Origin of the sequence: Flagellimonas hadalis (assembly GCF_007785775.2) — a bacterium.
GTDB lineage: Bacteria > Bacteroidota > Bacteroidia > Flavobacteriales > Flavobacteriaceae > Flagellimonas > Flagellimonas hadalis.
Genome location: NZ_VNIK02000001.1, coordinates 49630 through 67567 on the forward strand (window position 1 = coordinate 49630; position 17938 = coordinate 67567).

Consider the following 17938-nt stretch of genomic DNA (forward strand, 5'->3'; position numbering starts at 1 on the left):
GCCTTTGCGAACAGCAGATAAAAACCCAATGGGAACATGACCATAAGCAAGGACAATGCCCCGTTCCATACATGGGGGGACAACTGTGGAGCCTGGACCTTGGTGCAATCCGAAAGCACCCTTGTCAAAGAGGAAAGGATGCCGCCAGCTACCTCGGAACGACTGCACTACCATGTCAAAACCGAACAATTCTTCTATATTCTGGAAGGCCGTGCCTCCTTTTTTTTGGAGGATAGGGAAATCCTTCTTTTACAAGGTGATGGTATCAAGGTGCCTCTTGGACAGCCCCATAAGATTGTCAACCGATCATTGGAGGAGCTGAGGTTCTTGGTGGTGTCATTCCATTGGGAGGAGGGCGATAGGGTGGATATGTAAGGTGGTCGAAGGGTCAATCCCTATGGTGCCTTGGAACAGGGGCGCCCGGTTTTTGTGCTTCCAAGGCAAAGCTTCGCCACCTTTTTTCCTGTTGTTCTTTGCCGACCTTTGGTGGGTTTTTGTATGGGCGTGTCCCAAAGGACCGGGCTTTCCGTTGTAAGGCCTTTCCATGGAATAGGGCTTTTCACTGCACTCCCTCACGCGGGTTCTGGTATTCCCCAACGAATTCTTATTCTTGGTTTCTTGGTAAAAAGGAGTCTGTGTTATTGATATGTAATGGCACGTAAGTCTCAATGATATAGGGTGTGATTTTGCGCAATGTTTCGCCTGTAATAGGGTGCAAACCAGGAGCCGTGAAAAATTCCATTTCCCCACCCTTGGTTTTGAAATACCATATCAGGGGCTTTTCATCTTCTGAAAAGAAGTCAGTAGCCATGGTAACTTCCACTTTTTTAAAACTGTTCAGTTTTACCCTGTCCATGGGTTCTACTTTGGTTCCGAAATCTGAGTAGGGATGGGAAGCGCAGGATACTTCAACATATAAAGAGTCGGCCCAGGCCATACACTTGTCCGTGTCTGATGGATTTGGTAGTCCGTTATTATCGGATGGCCAGAAGATTAATACTAGAAAAGGCAGAAGTATACAGACATTTGTAATACTATAAGTATCCGTCTTTTTTTTAGCTTCCTGCAATTGGGACATTGAGAAACTTCCCGGTAATATCGTATGATTTATCGCCTTCGGCCACCTTGGCCGAAAATTCACCTGAGACTGTACCACTTGACTCATTGTAGTCTGTAATTTTTAAGACGGCATTGTCATCGGAATAGGCCAAAATCCCATCATTGTCATCAAACAAGGAGTAGGATTCATACTCCACTTCCAAATCATCGCCCGGCGAAATAAACGTTAAACCATCGGACAACTCTATTGGGGCATTCTTGGAAACACTTACAGAAATACTCGTATTGTTTCCAGTACCGCTTATACCGATTGAAACCCCTACGATTGAAAATAGGGAATATCCTGAGCCCGATACATGGACTACACGAGTTGTGCTGGCATCAAAAGAATGGGATTTTCCATTGATGGTTATCGCCATTGTTCCATCTTCCAACGAGTTTAGTGCATCGTTTTCATCTTTTGAACACGAGAAGATAATAGCGTTGAGAAGTACTAGGATAAGGAAGGTTTTCTTGATAGGGTGTTTCATCGTTCTTTATATTTTAATCAATGATTACAGTTTAGATTATATTTTTCCACTGTTATTTGCGGCCAATTGGGCAAAGATTTGGATCATCTGTCTGGCTTCTTCAATTCCTGTGGATTCTATGGAGATATTGTGTTGATAGGGTTTGATATCGCCGTCAACATAGGTTTTTATTATTTTTTCCAAATGTTTGGTGTTCAACACAACCTGTACATGTTTGCCCTTTACCTCAATGGAACAATTTTTTGGGTTGATGTCATTGAGACTGAATTCCTGGATGGTCCCAACGCTTTTCTTGTGGTTTGAAAATATGGAGGTTACTTTGACCGTATTGCCATTTACATCAATCAATTCAATGAAGAGATCAAAACTGTCATCGTCTACCCTTACTTGTTGCATCAATTTTTTAAGATCAGCGATGGCATTTGGAACGGAAGAATAAACATAGGAATCGGATTCCATTTTGGTTTCATGGTGAGTGATTAAGGATTTTAGGGCTTTTGTCCCTACAATGGCATCTTCTATAGTGCTGAAATGGATTTGTAATTCTTTTGTATAGTTCTGTAGTTCTCCATTTTCAGTTTTTCGAATAAAATTGACCGCTTTCTTTGTTGGAAGTGTAACAAAAAGACGATTTTTTTGGCCATCATAATCAATGTTGTTGGCATTGATGTCGCCAAAATTGAACCGATAGACAGATGTTGTACTCTTATTGGGCTCTGCTTCGGTCAATTCCAGTTGTGCCACATTATCTTCATTGCTGAGGCTTTGGGTCAGAGATACTTCACCAGTGGTCACCTCTGCGATGGCACCATTTAAAAAATCAAGGGCCTTTTCATTGCTGGAGACATCCACTTGGTTTTTTTCAAAGGTTTCTTCGGCAAGCGGAATAAGTGCCTTCAGGACAGTATAAATGTCCTTTCCGTTTATGATGGAATTTGCATAAAAGGCTACCTCATTGGTATAGTTCTTCTGTATGCCATCTTCCACATAACGTATGCCCTTTAAGCCTCTTCTAGTCTCAGCGGTCACAATGAACTCATCGCCCGAAATTCTATAGCCTACCGAGTTTGGGTTTAAGGTGGCGAGATTCAACTCCCGGAGTTCGTTATTGGATTTATTTTTGGAGTTGAAGGTTTGATCCAAAACTAATTGTCCAACTACTGCACCAATGTTGGTTTTCTGAATGATTTGCTTATTGGGAAATTGCACATCACTGATATTTTCCGATAGCCACTTCATATGGTCACTGTATCCGGTGAGGGCCAATCTTTTTTTATCTTGGGCAATGGCGGAAGGAATCCATCCTTTGATCAAGTTTTCCAGTTGTCGACCATTTTCGGAGTCAGTGGCCAAAAATTGAAGTTCATTGACATAGGAAATTTTGTCACCGCCATCAGTCAAGACCTGAATCAATTTTTGTTTGCTATTTGATAAAAGTTGTATAACGATAGCATCGTTTTTGGTCAATGCACGAACTGTGTTTTCATCTATATCCGCAAAGCTGAAATTATAGACCGTCTCATTTTCCTTGCCTTTTGAATCTATTTGCACTTCGGTATATCGTACTAAGTTGTCATCCACCTCTTTCAGTTCCTGTCTGAAGGTTATTCTGCCCGTTTCCACGGTTAATAGGTTATCTTGTATACGCTGTATTTCTTGGGCTTTTGAAAAAGCAATGACCAAGAAAAGGCAAGAAAATAATGAAAGCTTTTTGATGGGATACATGGACAAAGGATGGGTTAAAAAGGCCGATACGTGAAAGAAGCCATATCGGCCCAACTGCTTAAACAAACTTAACTCAACACCAATTTTATTGTGTCAATTCTTGATCTTACAGGTTGAAATAATAATGGACTCCTCCACCAAAAAAGACACCTGAATAGCTTAGACCATCGCCAAAGGACCCTCCACCGTAGCCAGCTTCAATATTAAAGCCCAACTGTTCCAGCCCATCAAAGGCATATTCGATTCCGGCGCCTATCCCATATGCAATGGAAGAGTCGCTTTCATTGGCATAGGTACCCCAGAAGTTATCCTTGTATTTTACGGTCCAGATGCCAAGCTGTCCTAAAGCATAGGGTCTTAAATTGCTGCTACCGACGTCTGTAAAACTGTATAGGTACCTTCCGGTAAAGCTAAAGGCACTGACGCTACCCCCAAACCCGTAGTTGACACTTCCAATTACAGCTTGCAATCCATGGACTTCGGTCAAATTGTATCGGGCACTTATTCCATAGTTAAGGCTAGTGGCTTGTATGCCAGCTCCCAAAACCCCTGGGGCACTGATTTCTTGGGCATTTGTACTCATTGTGAAGAGTATGACCGTACAAATTGTGATAACTGATTTTCTCATGATTTAAATGGTTTTAAACGTTTTTTGGTTTGCCCAAACCTACATACGATATACCTCTAATGCATACGGTTTTCCTCATTTCCCTTTTAAATAAAAATGTTTTTTCGAGGTTTTGGATTAATAGGGTAGGGCAAGAATTAGGAATTGGTATTATTGAATGATCAGAGTTCTGGTTGACACATCGGTGAACTCCCCGTTCCCAGCAGTGTAATGGGTTGTTATCTGTAAGGTGAGCTCAGTGCCTGTTGGATAATCGATATCCCATTCCAGGATATATAATTTCCGGAGCTGTCCGCCGATTACTTGATATAGGTCCGCGATATCTGCTCCTGAGGGCGCATAGTAGAAACGGCCTCCGGTTTCAGTGGCCAAAGTTTCCAAACTAAACTGTTGGGCACTTCCAAATCCAACCGTATAGACTGGTATGCCCAAGTTTTTTGATTTACTGATCAATCCATTCAAGGAAATGGAAGAATTGTTATCGGCACCGTCGGTGAAACCGATGACCAATGGTAGCACATTGTCCAATTGGGACACTTGGTCCAGACCGAGTTCACAAGCACTGTAAAATGCTGTGGACGAACCTATTGATGGGTCAATGTCGATGGCCTCATTCAATAAGGTTGGGTCGGTTGTAAAACGTTGTACCTCCTCGACAAATGAGGCAAATTTTATGATGGAAAGTAAATCGGATGAGTTTTTAACTCCAATGAAACTCCGCAATGCCTCTTCCATGTCCAAAATATCCTGATTGGACATGCTACCCGAATAATCCAATGTAGTGGCAGCAGCTAAGGGATCATTGTTTGTTTGGTCAAAAACGGAAAGTGCAATCCTGTTCTTGTTCACCAATTCGACATTGGCATTGGCCATCATTTCAATTTCATAATTTCCCAAGGTGAATTCTTCCAAGGGTTTGCCATTTTGATCGGTAACAGACAACAGGATTGTCAACGATTTTCCTGTTTGGGAGATTTCCAATCGGGGAATGGAAGTTTCAACATCGGTAGTGGTGAAATCACTTAGGTTTTCAAAAGCTTCATCGATTCTGGGTGTGTCGTCATCCTTGGCACAACCAAGTGGGATGGCCACATACAATAGAAGTATGGCCATTTTTAGGGTGTTTTTTTTCATTTTCTTTCGGTTTGATATTATCAGTTCAAACCTAATCTTGAATGGAATGGTTTCCTTACGGAAATCCCTACTTGGCGAATCCAGGCCACTGGTTTTTGGATAAAATGCAGATAAAAACGATTAATGGTGTTTCGTTGGAATGCTCCAACAATCATGGATGGTATCGGTTCCCCCAAAAGGAACGAAGTGCCTTAATTTGAAAGTGTGACACATTCCAATTTGGCCTCGGGATTTTTGAATTTTTCAAGCAATAGGTCAAACTTTTTGCCTTTTATCCGGCCAACGGAAAAATCCCCTTCGACCCGATCAATATCAAACTCCAAGATTTCGGCCTTTCTAGTGCGATTTCCACTTTCAATGATTTCATAAACCTTGAACTTGTCCTTTTCGTTAACGCCCTCTTTTTCCCCTGCAATGATAATTATCTCTCCGCCTCCTTTAGACTCGTACACATCTTCTATATCCACAGTGAAGGGGAATGTTTCAATAATGAAGGAGCGAATCTTTTTTTGCAATACTTTTAGGACCAATGACAGCGTTTCTGTCTTCGTCCCTCCAGCACATACCAAACAAAAAGAGGGTGTGTTGAAGGTTCTTGAAGCAATTACATTGCCATTCTCAACATCATTGATCGTAATGCTGAAAGTCATGGAACATTCATATAGGTTGGATGACTTCCCATAGGTCAGGGATGTGAGGTTGCCGCCCACTATGGCTTGTGCCCCGTTCTGTTTCCCTTGTTCAATTACAAAACCTTCAATAAATTCGATGTTCTTTTGAACTTCTATTTCCTTATAGATAGCCGTTTGTGAATATTTGGACCTATCCAAAACTGTAAACCTTTCCCGTTCCGTAAATAATTCTTTTACCTTTTCTGTAATGGCCTCTGCTTCTGCATAATTTTTTATATCGGTTGTTTTAAAGGGAGCTAATCCAATATATTTGAGTTGACTGAAAGCGGATAAGGGGCCGATAAGGAGAACAAGGAATAGGTAAAATCTGTTTTTTCCGATCATATCTTTGATAATTGGTTTTGATTAAAAGCGAATGGTCCGAGGCAATAAATGATCAACCTTCCTGCATTGCCCGATCCATTTCACCTTGGTGTCTGGTTCGTTTAAACTCCGATTGGGCGATTGCTCCCATTTTTTCCCTTCTTTTGACACGGGAGATATTTTTGGTTTCAGTAGGGGTCGTTTCTGTATCACCTGGGTTTCTATTTTTAACTATGGTCTCCGTAGAATCTGAATTTACATCGTCGGTTGTTTCAGAACCAGTGCCCGGCTTTTCTTCATCATTTGAGGTTTCTTTGTTCTTTTTTCCCCTTGACTTGATACTTGCCGTTAGTTTTAGGGCCGATGTATGGCAGTTGGATTCAGCTTCTATAGATCCCAGTATTTCAAGCGCAGCATCATCGTTGTCTTTTGAAATTTCTGTCTTGGCACTGGCCAGTTTCTTTTCACACGTTTTGTTCAAGTATCCATCATAGGCCTGGTCCAGTTTTCTCTGGATTTTCGCATAGCATTCCCCGCCGACTTCCTTAGGTACGGGATACAAAAGGGCTATGGCCTCACTATATCGTTTTTGGTCGATCATAGTGGAGGCTTCGTTATAAAGCCTGTCGCAGTTGGAACGGTAGTATTCCAAGATTTTGGTTTTCGCATCCTGTAAAAAATCTTTGATGTCGTCCCCCTTTGTTTTTATTTGCGAGATACTTTGGTCTATGGCTTCTTTCATGGAATAGCCATCACCTTTGATTTCCTGGCTGAAGACACTATAGACCTTTCCGGTCTTTACCTCTTTTACAATAAGGTTGAGTTCCACCTCGATTACATGTACATTTTGTAGACCCTCCACCACTTTATGATCATATATTTCAAATTTTGGATATAGAATGAACTTGTTGGTGTAACCTTCCCCAGCGATACCATAATTACTCACCATTCTAAGTAATTTGGACTCCAACTTTGAAACTTGTGAGAAGGTCAATTCTTCCATTTGAAGAGGCACAACCACAGAAATGCTCAGTTCATCTTCTGATCTGTCATAGCCCATGGCCCGAGTGCAAAAAATGCCTCCTAAAAAAAGAAGAAGTGCGGATAGATATAGTTTAGTTTTCATAATAGCTGATTTATAAAATTGTGATGTAAAGGGTTCCCCGACTGTTCTCAAATTTCACGGGAAGGTCTATCTTATCAAAAAAGCGGTCCAGTTGGCGCTCAATTTTCCGCGGGGTCATATTGGTACAGTTCTTTGGATCACGGACGGGATATCTATAATCTGATACCATGATTTTAGTGGATGTTGTAGAAGTGACCGAATAATAGTTATGATAGGAGTTCTCTTCCAACCAATCCTCAATGACATACGTCAATTTTTGCTTTTGGGATGGGACATCGTCATCCATGGTGATTTCAGCATCTTCTGAAAGACTGAACTCCATTTTGACCGTCTTGCCCTTTTCCCGCATTTCGGCCCATTTGTCGTTCATGGTTTCCAGAAAAACGTCCAATAATGGTTTGCCGGGTTTATCATCTTCATCACGGCTCTTTTTTCGCATGGCTACCGAGATTAAAGATATTTTATCATCGAATGACTTAAGACCACTATCCATAGTTATACTGGCCATGGAATTCCCATTGTCAGTAACATTGGCTTCCAAAATAAGGGTAGCCCCGTAATCGCTTTTAGGACCGGTGACAATTTCTCTAATGATTACATCTATTTCAACCACAATATCCGAAGGAATATTTCTAAAAATCCTATTCTTGAACTCGGTCTGTGTTTCGCTGGTCACGGTTTCATCCCGTGTTACGGCCCTTAAGGTGGTCTCAAAGTCCATTGTGGTGTAACCCCTTTCATCAAAGGCTTGTTTCACCTTTGAAATGGCCACACGTACTTCGGGCTGTTCATCCATTATGGTTCGTAGATTTTCACCTTCATTGGTCCTTGGCAATACCATTATGCTCGGTTGAACGGTAAGTACGTCGCAGTCGCTTTGTGCAGTCAACTTTTGAAAGGAGCATAGGGCAAGCACTGTTATCGTGAATAGCTGTATTGTTTTCATAGTCCAAATTTTTTGATTACCTGTTTATCCTCAAGATCTTGCCTCAATGCCCTTAGATTTACGGTAAGGGTTATATTGGCTTTTCTCTGACCACCTTTTACCTTCTCAACTTTTTCCCTTGAGTTCAATATGAATGACTCCATTCGGTTTTGATAAAAATCAGATAGGTAATCTTTGTGTTTCTTATATTCTTCTTGCTCATTTATACCAATCAAGGGGTCATTAAAGGGCGAACCAGCCACGCCCCTAAAAAACAGATTTTGAAACGTTAACCTTTTTGCATTGTAGATGGCCTCTTCATTATTGCTGCCATAATCCATACTATTGACCGTAATGGTGTTTCTTGCCTCATTGCCCATGTACCTGACCCTTGCCGAAGCTACCTGTGCATTCTGGTTTGTGCTTTTGCACGATCCAGCAATTAGGGCCAAAAGAACTAATCCTACTAATTTTTTCATCTTAATCGATTTTACAGATTAGTTTTGCACCGGACTCATAAAGTTCCTTTAGCTCCTTGCCACCTTTGTCCACTTTGGCCGTAGACAACTTTTCACCTTCGACAGCTGCTACCTTAAGGTCCGCAATCCACTTTTCCCGAATGACATCCTCTCCATCTACGTTTAGCGTGGATATTTCATAAACTTTTAATTTGTCATTCTTTTTGGTATTGGTGGCGGAACCGGAATTGATGAGTACCATCGAGGCTTCATCCCCCTTTTCTTCCTCAATGGAAACAAGCTTGATGGAACCGCCACCGGATTTGTTCAAAAAGTCACTCAGCTTGTTATTGAGCGACTTGGAATTCAATGCTGCGCTAAAGGCTTCATCTTCTGTTATGCCACCAACATTGTCTGAAATTGTACCTATGGAGAATTTTTCAGAATTGACCGTCGCACCCGTTTCGGTATCCAAAATGTCCACCGAGAAACTGAATATGGCACGTTGCATGCCCTCTTTCTTTGAACTGTCGCCCAAACCAGGTATTTTGAAACCAATTGTTTTATAGGTGACATTGAATAGCTTGCTCGCTACTATAAATTCCGCTCCTTTGATCCTGCCTTGTTCAACAACCTCCGCATTAATGGAGGTGATCTGTTTTTGTACCTCTTGTTCATTGATGACATAGCCCAAGGCTTCCCGATCCAGAACCTCATAGGTCCCGGTGCTCAATATCAGTTCTTTGATCTTTTGGCAAACTTGCTCGGCCTCCACAGCTTCATCAATGCTCAATGCTTGCGTTGATTGCAGTCCAATGGTCGATTGTTGCCCATGGACCAATGAAGAAGCAAATAATAAGATGGATAAATACTTTTTCATTTTCATAATTTTCATTTTTGTGTATAGTTGTGTTAAGGTTTTAATTTTTGGCCCTTCTTAGTCGATGTCATAAAAAGCATCCACATAATCGTATTTGAACTTTATGATAATTTCTTGATCCTTGTTGATAAACCCTTGTTGGCCATCAACTTTTACCGGAGCCAAGCCGTTTAAGAATACAAATGCATCCTCATAGGTGGGGCCGATGACCTCTTCACCTTTTCTATTGATAAAACCCCATTTCCCATCAATCTTTACTGGGGCCAAATCTTCAGAAAAACCCCAGGTCTGTTCATATTTTGGTTCCACGATGACTTTTCCGTTCTTGGCGATGAACCCCCATTTCCCGTCTTTGCTCACGGGTGCCAACCCTTCGGCAAAGGGCAGGACAAAGTCGAATCTGGGCGGTACTACCATTATATTGTCCTTGTTTATAAAGCCTTCCTGCCCATTTACCCCGACTGGGGCCAATTTTTCAGAGAACAGATAGGCACTGGAATAGGTGAAGGGGATCACAACTTCTCCAGATTTGTTGATGAATCCCCATTTCCTATCTTTTTTTACAGCGGCCAAGCCTTCTGAAAATGAAGTGGCATCGTCATATTCTGCTGCTATGATCATATTGGCATTGTGGTCAATGAACCCCCATTTTCCATCCCTCTTGATGGCGGCCAAACTATCGGTAAAGGGCAGGGCATCCTCATACAAAAGGGGAATTTTTTTAAGATTCTTTTTGTCTATGAACCCCCATTTGCCATTTTTTTTCACCAAGGCCAACCCTTCGGACATTTTCCAGGCCATTTCATATGTAAATGGAATGATCTCTTTGCCCTCTTTGTTGATAAAGCCCCAATTTTTTCCTTCTCGTGCCAAGGCAAGCGCTTCGACGCGGTTGCTGATGGAGAAATACAAATAACCGCTGACAAGGAGCAGCAGTACTGCTGAGAGTATCAGAACAGGAATTTTCTTTTTTCTTTTTTTGGATTTCATTTTTACCGGTGGTGTGTTTTGTATCCGTAGGGTTGTCCATTCGCTGTCCACTTAGGTTGACCATTAAGGAAACCAGGACCAAGCTCAAGACTACCAAAAGGATAGCCGTTGATATCAAATTCTTTTGAAAAGGGGATTTGAAAACCATATTTTTCTATCCGGATCATCACATATCCCGAACCTATATATTTGTTGGTTTCATCATTGAAAAGACCACCGCTCAAATTGTGGAGCAGGTTAAGATTGTCAGTTTCTACATCCAAAGGAACTTTGACGGTCTTAAGGCTTGGTGAGTCAATGATGCTGTCCAAGACACCTTTTAGGACCACCCTGTTGGTCCGTTTGGATTTTAGTGAAAGCTGGATTTTTTCGATCTTATAATCAAAGGATTGTTTGTTTTGAATTGTCACCGTGACGCGCATGGTCGAGTTGGTGGGATTGCCCAGGGAAAATGGGTTGATACGTTCAATTTCTATTTGATCAAAGAACACATCGTTGTCCAAAAGATGCTCACCGATAAAATTCTTTATGTTGTACGGAATCTTAATCTCAAACGCCCTTTTAATCTTTTTAATGGGGTGTACAGCAAATGCTTCTCCGACAAAATAAAAATCAACGGTTTCCCCAGCTAGGATCTTCCCATGCTTTTTTTGGAGTTGGGCCAAACTAAGATTACACTGAAATGGCAATGAAGTGGTATCTTTTGGAGTCAACTGTTTTGGAACGACCAAGTTTCCGTTTCCCATCATTTCATTATCGTAGTTGATATCAAACACCAACTCTTTCAGTTGGTACTTGAAATGGGTTGGGTTGTACACCCTTGCATCGACTGAAAACAGAAAAGTGGAGTCGCTTACGCCTTTGAATTGTAGGTTATCATTGGAAACGAACACGGGTTCGGCCATACTGCAGGCACCAAGCATGAGGGTAATGATCAATATAGCAAGCATACACTTCTTCATATACTGTCTTTTTTGTTCAGTGAAATAAAGATCAACAGATACATGATCAGGCTCAGTATCACTACTGCAATGGCATTGGCCGTAAAGTTGTTGAAAGCATTGCCGATCAGTACACCTTTGTCAATCAGGTTTTCGTCGTAGAGCCCCAATTGGTCCAATGCACTTGCGGCTTCACATTTGCAATCGTTTTTATGGTAACCATCCGGATTGAATTCGGGAATCAAGACGCTTTCTGTCGCGATGTCCATATTTTTAAAATAATCATCCTGTAACCGGGCAAATCCTTCGGTGCCCCATCTTCCTAGTGTAAAAAAGCTCAAAATTTCGATAAGGCGGGTGTCCAGTTTTGTCATTACCCCCGCCAGCATGATCTGCGGCATAAGGGTTATGGGCACAACGGTCATTACCTTTTCGGTGGTACTGAAATATGATGATAGGAAGAGTCCTATTAAAGTGGCAGAACATGAGACCATAAAAAGGAACCCAATACTTTCCCAAAAAGGCCTTAAATAGGTTTCAGGAAATTCTGGAATGGCATTGAGTTTAAAATTTATATGGATGATGGCTACAAAGACCACAACTTGGACCAATGCTATCAAGGAAAGGACCAACAGTTTCGAAATGATGTAGGTGTTGATATTCAGGTTGAACATACGCTCCCGCTTGTATATGGCCATTTCACCCACAATCTCCTTTGCAGAATTGCTCACGCCAAACCAAATAGCCGAAATGGCGGTCAGAAAAATGACCCCTATCCTGAACTCCGTAAAAACAAGACTGACCAGCCCTCCTATGATAATTGGCTGTAAAAGCAATAACAAAAGGTTGTTGAAATCGTTGAGTTTTATGTTTAGGTACCGGTTCGCCAGCCAATACAGTTGGCGAATACTGGAGTCTGGTTTGGTTTTTTTCAGTTTTGGATTTACCCTTGCAGAAACGGAACCATCTTTTGGTGCGGTGTAATAGTTTTTCACTTCATCCAGGTGACTCATCTTGCTATACACCTCAATGATGGTATCCACCCTAAAATGCTCCGTTATTTTTTGGGGTGCCCCTTTGTATACCAAATGCCCCTTCACCCCCAGAAACACAATCTCATCAACATAATTGAGGTCTTCTGGTTTGTGGGTTACCATGACAATGGAAGTGCCTCCTTCGGCCAATTCCCTTAGGCTTTTTAAAAAACTGTCAATGGTCTCGGGATCCAATGGTGAGGTGGGTTCGTCCAAAAACAAGATGGACGGTTCGGTCAACAATTCAACGGCAATTGAAATTCTTTTGCGCTGCCCTCCCGACAATTCCTTTACTTTTTTGTCCTTTATATCCTTTTGTCCTTTTGGGTTGCCCTGGTCGTGCTGGTCCAGCTTAAGGCTCTTCAAGACCTTGTTGATACGCTGGTCAATTTCCTTCTTTGTGGTATCATCCGGTAATCTCAGCTTTGCGGCATAATAGAGCGTTTTATAAACGCTCAGTTCCCTATGGATGATATCGTCTTGGGGCACATAACCAATATCCTTTTTGACCAGATCATAGTTCTCGATCAACGAAAGCCCATTGATAAAGACTTCACCTGAAGTTGCAGGATTGTCCCCGTTCAAGCATTTGAGCAAGGTGGATTTTCCACAACCTGATGGCCCCATTAAAGCGACGAAGCTCTTGGGTTTTATTTCCAAGGACATGGGCTGTAGCCCAATTTTGTTCTTCGGGTATTTTTTGGTGATCCCAATAGCCTGTATGGATAGCTCTTTTTCTTTCATGGGGTCTTAATTGGCTATGTAATTTTCCAAACACCTTATTCGGTCACTGGAAAAGGGATGGGTAGAGTTCAACTTTGTCAGGATGGATTTGTTTTCGCTTTTTTCAAGTTTTTTGAAAAAATCAGCAAACCGGTTGACATCATATCCGGCATTCTTTGCAATTTCAAAGCCATATTCATCGGATTCATACTCATTTATTTGATCGAAGGGAGCGGAAAACTTGTTGTTCAAATCCACGGCAATCTTTGTAAAATCCTCCACGCCTGTTTTCCCAAAAAATGAAGAGGTAGCCATGATTTTTTTGATCTTTCGCTCTAAATGGAGTTTTTCATGGTGACCAATTTCATGTCCAAGGATAAAAGCCAGTTCGTCCATGGAATCTATGTAGTCCAATAGACCCGATGTAAGGTAAATATGCCCTCCGATCATCGTAAAGGCATTAATGTCGGTTGAGGCTATGACATGCAATTTGAACTTTGTGGGGCTATGGGCCGTATTTTTGATGTTGGCAAAGGTTTGAAGCACACTTTCCTTATGCCGGAAGTCGTCCATTAGTTTATATTTTTTCAGAACCTGTTCATAATTGGCCTTGCCGATTTCCCGTTTTTGTTCTTTGGTCAGGGAGAACATATTGTCCAGCGATTTGTTCTCCAACTGTTTGATGTAATAGGAAGGTCCATCAAAAAGATGTCCGCAGTTCACAATATGCCCACTCGGGTTGAATTGGTCAGCATTGGTTGGATATGGGGCTGTTTGACCATGTATTGCACCTATGTAAAACACAAGGCATAGGGGAGCCCATAAATGGATTTCCTGAATTTTCATTGGTGTTGTCGTTGGTGTTGTCAATGCAAGGGCGTGCGGCTACATAGTTTCGTGTCATACGACTTTCAATAGACCAAATGCCTTGTTGAACAAACCTAGCACCCATTACCAAGTTACCCTTACGGGAAACCGTAATCAGAAGCGGATAAAATCTAAATTCGCCTAAATGTCAAAAAGATCGTTTAATGGAATTTCGTATTGTCAGATTAATCCTAAATCTTTGGCATTTGCCACAAGTTGAATGGTATTTTTGGCCTTTAGTTCATCCTTTAATCTGTTGATTCTTTTTTCGATGGAACTTAGGCTGCAGGGGGATATGTCGCTTTGGTTAAAGATGCGGGCTATTTCTTCTTGGGTGAGCCCATTGGATAAATGTGACAGGAGCATTACATCGTAATCCTCAATCTCAAACAACTCTTTTTTTGTGTTTATATTGGACACTTGTGGGGAAAGGTATTTATCCCCTTCATAAATGGATTCAACAGCTTCCCTTAGGTATCTCAGCCCATTTCTACTTTTGACGACGTAACCTGAAATATCATGGGTCTGTACCATTTTTTTTACGGCAGTAGGCTTTTCCTCTACCGAAAAGACAATGATGGGTGTCCGGTACCCCAAACCCCTGATTTTATTGATGAACTGTTTTCCATTGGCAATTTTTTCAATGCGATGGTCCTCATTGAAGGATAGGTCTGTAATGAGCAGGTCATAGGGAGTCTGGTCATGTACGGACTTGATGTACTTCAAATAGGCATCCCCACAATATTGGGAAAGTACAACTTCCTGCACACCAAGTTCTTGTTTTAGCATTATCGATATGCCATATCCAATACTGTCCAGATCCTCAACGACCAAAACTTTTTTAAACATATTCTTTGCTTAGATGGGAACTGTAATTTCTATGGCAGCCCCGATTCTTCTATTCGGAATAAATTTAATCGTGCCGCCACAACCGTGGATACGGGAAACCGTATTTTGCAATCCGACCCCATATTTTATATCCAGGGGAAAACCGATTCCATTGTCATTGTAATTGATTCGAATCACATTTTTTCCGTACGAAAATCTCAGCCCAAGCAATGTTGCCTTACTGTGCTTTTTTAAATTGACCAACAATTCATTGAGGGACCTGTGGAGTGCCACACATTTTTCTTCACTCAAGACCTCCCAATCGATATCATCGAGGCCTTTGGTCACAATGGTCACCCCACTCCCTTGAAATGTCCGTATCAAGTTTTTCAATTCCTCCAAAAATTCCGTTCCAATGCGAATGGGGCTGTTCTCATGGGAAATTTCCCTTGTCCGGGAATAGATGTTTTCAAGACCATCCAAAAGTTCATTTTTATGGAAATCCCCCTTGTTTTCGATTCCTGTCATAAGACTAAAGATGTCATTCGCCAAACCATCGTGCAAACGCTGACTGATTCGTTTTTCTGTATTGTAAACTTCCCGTAACTTTTCCCTTTTATGCCTTTGACGCATTAAAAAGTAAAGGGAGGTGCCAGCGATCAGAAGGATGGAACTTAATGATAGCAATAAAACACTCTGGGTCTTCTCCTGCGCCAATTGTACCTCTTTTTGGGCCGTTTCAGCTTCCAATCGCAATACGTTCGCCTTTTCCTGTTCATCGTCGTATTTCATTTTGGCGAACTGTGTCTTTACCTTTAGTTCCTGTTGGGATAGGCTGTCCTTTAGAAAGATATAGCGGTCCCGTATCATTGCATTATCGGGTTCAAGTCTATGTAGCGTCTTTAGCGCATCGATTTCACCCCCGGGCATTTTTATCTTTTTAGAAATCCATATGGACGAATCCAAGTATTTTTTGGCCATGGTGGGTTTGGTACGGGAATAGAATTCCCCCATGGAAGAATAACTGGATACCAATCCTCTTTGGTCCTGATTCTTTTTTCGAAGCCTGATGGCATACAATAGCATGGGCTCAACGTTCTCATCCCCATTTTTCCATTTGACATAGGCCAAATTGTGCATGATTCTGGCGTAGCGATTGGAGTTGCGGCCTAAAATGGAGTCCTGCAATACTGCTTCCAGAATTTCTATTGCTTTGGGAAAATCGGCTATGTCCCGGTAAGCAAGGGCAAGATTGTTCTTGTAACCTGTTATGGCCACGTCATCCTTGGATATCCCAATCGCTGTCCTATGGTAATCGATCGCATCCTCAAAATTCAATAATAGCCGGTTCAAGGTTCCTAAAATATCATTGGCACGTGATATTTGTGACGTATTATTTGAATTTTCAAGGTATTCCAATGCTTCTACAACAGTTTCCTTTGCACCAAAATGGTCATTGAAATCACTTTGTATGTGTGCCATGCTCAGTAACCTTCTAGCAGCCCTTAGGCTGTCCCCCGACTCAAGGGCGTACTTTTTTGATAGGTTGAAATAATGAAAAGCGCTGTCGTATTGCTGTTTGCCATCCAAGTCAAGACCAATGTTGTTACTGGAAGTTGACATATAAAGCGCATTATTGGATTTGGTGGCCATACGCAAAAGCAGTCTATCGTAGTATGCAGCACTGTCTTTTTCACCCAAATTGTACAGTAAGTTGCTTTTTTTTAAGATTAGCTTTAATAGGAAGGTGTCAACTGATTTCCCAGTTCGACTTTGTAGTGCACTATCCAACAAATCCAATTTCACTTCGGACGCAATTTGCGCTGATTGTAGTTTTTCAAAGAAAATGAGCTCGTTTTGGGAAAGAGCATTGCCAGCCTGTTTTTTTCTGGAACAACACAGGAGGATGATACAGACTGAAACTAATGGAATTAACTTTTTCAAGGGTTGATTGGTTTGGTAGGAAATATAAACAATCCACCTGGAAAACAGGTGGATTGTCCATCCAAATTCAGGTGTTATTCTCCTTCATCCCTCTTATCGGGATCTTTTTCATCATCCCCTGTATTTGCAAGTTGGATGCTAAGTTCCGTATCGTCATCAACGGAATCCCGTGTACAGGAGAAAATTGAGAGTGAAGTCAATAACAGCATCAAATAAATCATTTTTGTTCTCATAATATCTGGTGTTTTTAAGATTATGAATCAAAAGTGATTGATGTTCAATGACTTATATTGACATGTCCAGACATGTCCGGACACAAAACGGAAAGCATATGTGAAATGGCCGTGTCATTTTTATACTTTTACAGTATGGGCTTTACAAAACTTACTGAAGATTACCTGCCGGGCTTTATATATGTAGTGGACCGTATTATAGAGGAGGAGTATGATTTGGACTACAAGGAGATTGCTGATAAGGAAACCAAAAATGGGGAGATTGTGGTCCCCCGCTCCATAGACAGGGCATTTGAACTCCGCCGAAAATTGGTCGATGGTTGGGAGGGAATTGAACAAAGACCGGGACGCCCTCAAAAGAAAACCTTGGATGTGCTTGTTGCTTTTTTGGAAAATAGCCCGAAACTATCTTTTTTGGAGTATTGTATTGAATATAAAGACAATATTGAGGCCCATTTTGTCTTGAACAGACCAGATAAAAATTGGGTAGACGCACTCTTTGGTAAAAGCAGGGGAAGGGTAAGGGAGAAAATCGCTGCTATGGAGGACAAAAGGGAAGAACTTATGGATGTTCTGGACAACTATACGCTTGAGGAGCTTAAGCAAGTTTTGGGTCCAAGGGCAAAAGAGCAGCTTGCATTGCTTTTGGAAGAATGGAAAAGCGATGAATTGGCGCCTTTTTTTGAAAATATATTGGAACAACGAATCAAGAAATTGGAAAACAAGATATCGGCTTCCAAGAGATTGCAAAGACGGTTGGGCATCCTGTCCTTGTTGTTTTTGCCTCAGGATGATGAATTGAACTTTGAAGATGACTTCTTTACGGCTATTGAGGAATATCAGTTAGATGTCTCCAATGGGACAGGGATGGAAGAGCCCCTTATGGATATCATTTCCAAATTCAGCGGTCAATAGATC

General features: G+C 41.5%; 19 protein-coding genes. 2 read left to right on the plus strand and 17 right to left on the minus strand.

The genetic code is table 11. From position 1 onward, the window contains the following. Nucleotides 1-36: 36 nt before the first annotated feature. A complete protein-coding gene (locus FOT42_RS00190; RefSeq protein ID WP_151888560.1) occupies nucleotides 37-375 on the plus strand; it encodes a cupin domain-containing protein in 339 nt (112 codons plus the stop codon). A gap of 229 nt (nucleotides 376-604) precedes the next feature. Here FOT42_RS00190 and FOT42_RS00195 read toward each other — a convergent pair whose 3' ends face one another. From FOT42_RS00195 to FOT42_RS17985, 17 genes are all read right to left on the minus strand, one after another. Continuing rightward, on the minus strand, nucleotides 605-856 hold the full coding sequence (locus tag FOT42_RS00195; protein WP_151888561.1) for a hypothetical protein: 252 nt from the start codon (nucleotides 854-856) through the stop codon (nucleotides 605-607). 199 nt (nucleotides 857-1055) lie between these two features. Then, nucleotides 1056-1589 (minus strand): hypothetical protein, encoded by a 534-nt coding sequence (locus FOT42_RS00200; protein WP_151888562.1) that lies wholly within the window; start codon nucleotides 1587-1589, stop codon nucleotides 1056-1058. 36 nt (nucleotides 1590-1625) lie between these two features. Further along, nucleotides 1626-3212, minus strand: coding sequence for a hypothetical protein (locus FOT42_RS00205; protein ID WP_151888563.1), 1587 nt, complete (start codon nucleotides 3210-3212; stop codon nucleotides 1626-1628). A 208-nt stretch (nucleotides 3213-3420) separates the two neighbouring features. Next, complete coding sequence (locus FOT42_RS00210) at nucleotides 3421-3942, minus strand: outer membrane protein (protein ID WP_151888564.1); 522 nt, start codon at nucleotides 3940-3942, stop codon at nucleotides 3421-3423. A gap of 150 nt (nucleotides 3943-4092) precedes the next feature. Then, on the minus strand, nucleotides 4093-5076 hold the full coding sequence (locus FOT42_RS00215; RefSeq protein ID WP_151888565.1) for a vWA domain-containing protein: 984 nt from the start codon (nucleotides 5074-5076) through the stop codon (nucleotides 4093-4095). Nucleotides 5077-5267: 191 nt separating this feature from the next. Then, nucleotides 5268-6092 (minus strand): hypothetical protein, encoded by an 825-nt coding sequence (locus tag FOT42_RS00220; protein ID WP_151888566.1) that lies wholly within the window; start codon nucleotides 6090-6092, stop codon nucleotides 5268-5270. A gap of 52 nt (nucleotides 6093-6144) precedes the next feature. Then, nucleotides 6145-7197 carry a hypothetical protein gene (locus FOT42_RS00225; protein WP_151888567.1) on the minus strand — a complete coding sequence of 351 codons (1053 nt, stop codon included), beginning with the start codon at nucleotides 7195-7197 and terminating at the stop codon, nucleotides 6145-6147. Nucleotides 7198-7207: 10 nt separating this feature from the next. Next, complete coding sequence (locus FOT42_RS00230) at nucleotides 7208-8143, minus strand: DUF6175 family protein (protein WP_151888568.1); 936 nt, start codon at nucleotides 8141-8143, stop codon at nucleotides 7208-7210. Beyond that, complete coding sequence (locus tag FOT42_RS00235; RefSeq protein WP_151888569.1) at nucleotides 8140-8601, minus strand: hypothetical protein; 462 nt, start codon at nucleotides 8599-8601, stop codon at nucleotides 8140-8142. Before FOT42_RS00235 ends, FOT42_RS00230 begins: the two co-directional genes overlap by 4 nt. 1 nt (nucleotide 8602) lies before the next feature. Next, nucleotides 8603-9460: a CsgG/HfaB family protein gene (locus tag FOT42_RS00240; protein WP_192938282.1), complete on the minus strand. Its 858-nt coding sequence runs from the start codon at nucleotides 9458-9460 to the stop codon at nucleotides 8603-8605. 57 nt (nucleotides 9461-9517) lie between these two features. After that, the gene (locus FOT42_RS00245; protein ID WP_151888571.1) at nucleotides 9518-10450 is read right to left on the minus strand and encodes a WG repeat-containing protein; all 933 of its coding nucleotides are present in this window, start codon (nucleotides 10448-10450) and stop codon (nucleotides 9518-9520) included. Between the two features lie 2 nt (nucleotides 10451-10452). Then, the gene (locus FOT42_RS00250) at nucleotides 10453-11412 is read right to left on the minus strand and encodes a hypothetical protein (RefSeq protein ID WP_151888572.1); all 960 of its coding nucleotides are present in this window, start codon (nucleotides 11410-11412) and stop codon (nucleotides 10453-10455) included. Then, nucleotides 11409-13169, minus strand: a complete 1761-nt coding sequence (locus tag FOT42_RS00255) for an ABC transporter ATP-binding protein/permease (protein WP_151888573.1) — start codon at nucleotides 13167-13169, stop codon at nucleotides 11409-11411. Before FOT42_RS00255 ends, FOT42_RS00250 begins: the two co-directional genes overlap by 4 nt. A 6-nt stretch (nucleotides 13170-13175) precedes the next feature. Then, a complete protein-coding gene (locus FOT42_RS00260; protein ID WP_151888574.1) occupies nucleotides 13176-13994 on the minus strand; it encodes a M48 family metallopeptidase in 819 nt (272 codons plus the stop codon). 201 nt (nucleotides 13995-14195) lie between these two features. Continuing rightward, nucleotides 14196-14864, minus strand: coding sequence for a response regulator (locus tag FOT42_RS00265; protein ID WP_151888575.1), 669 nt, complete (start codon nucleotides 14862-14864; stop codon nucleotides 14196-14198). 9 nt (nucleotides 14865-14873) lie between these two features. Continuing rightward, nucleotides 14874-16544 (minus strand): tetratricopeptide repeat-containing sensor histidine kinase, encoded by a 1671-nt coding sequence (locus FOT42_RS00270; protein ID WP_151888576.1) that lies wholly within the window; start codon nucleotides 16542-16544, stop codon nucleotides 14874-14876. Nucleotides 16545-16861: 317 nt separating this feature from the next. Beyond that, nucleotides 16862-17020 (minus strand): hypothetical protein, encoded by a 159-nt coding sequence (locus FOT42_RS17985; protein WP_192938283.1) that lies wholly within the window; start codon nucleotides 17018-17020, stop codon nucleotides 16862-16864. Between the two features lie 135 nt (nucleotides 17021-17155). Between FOT42_RS17985 and FOT42_RS00275 the strand changes: the two genes are divergently transcribed. Beyond that, nucleotides 17156-17935 carry a hypothetical protein gene (locus tag FOT42_RS00275; RefSeq protein WP_151888577.1) on the plus strand — a complete coding sequence of 260 codons (780 nt, stop codon included), beginning with the start codon at nucleotides 17156-17158 and terminating at the stop codon, nucleotides 17933-17935. The last annotated feature ends 3 nt before the right edge of the window (nucleotides 17936-17938 follow it).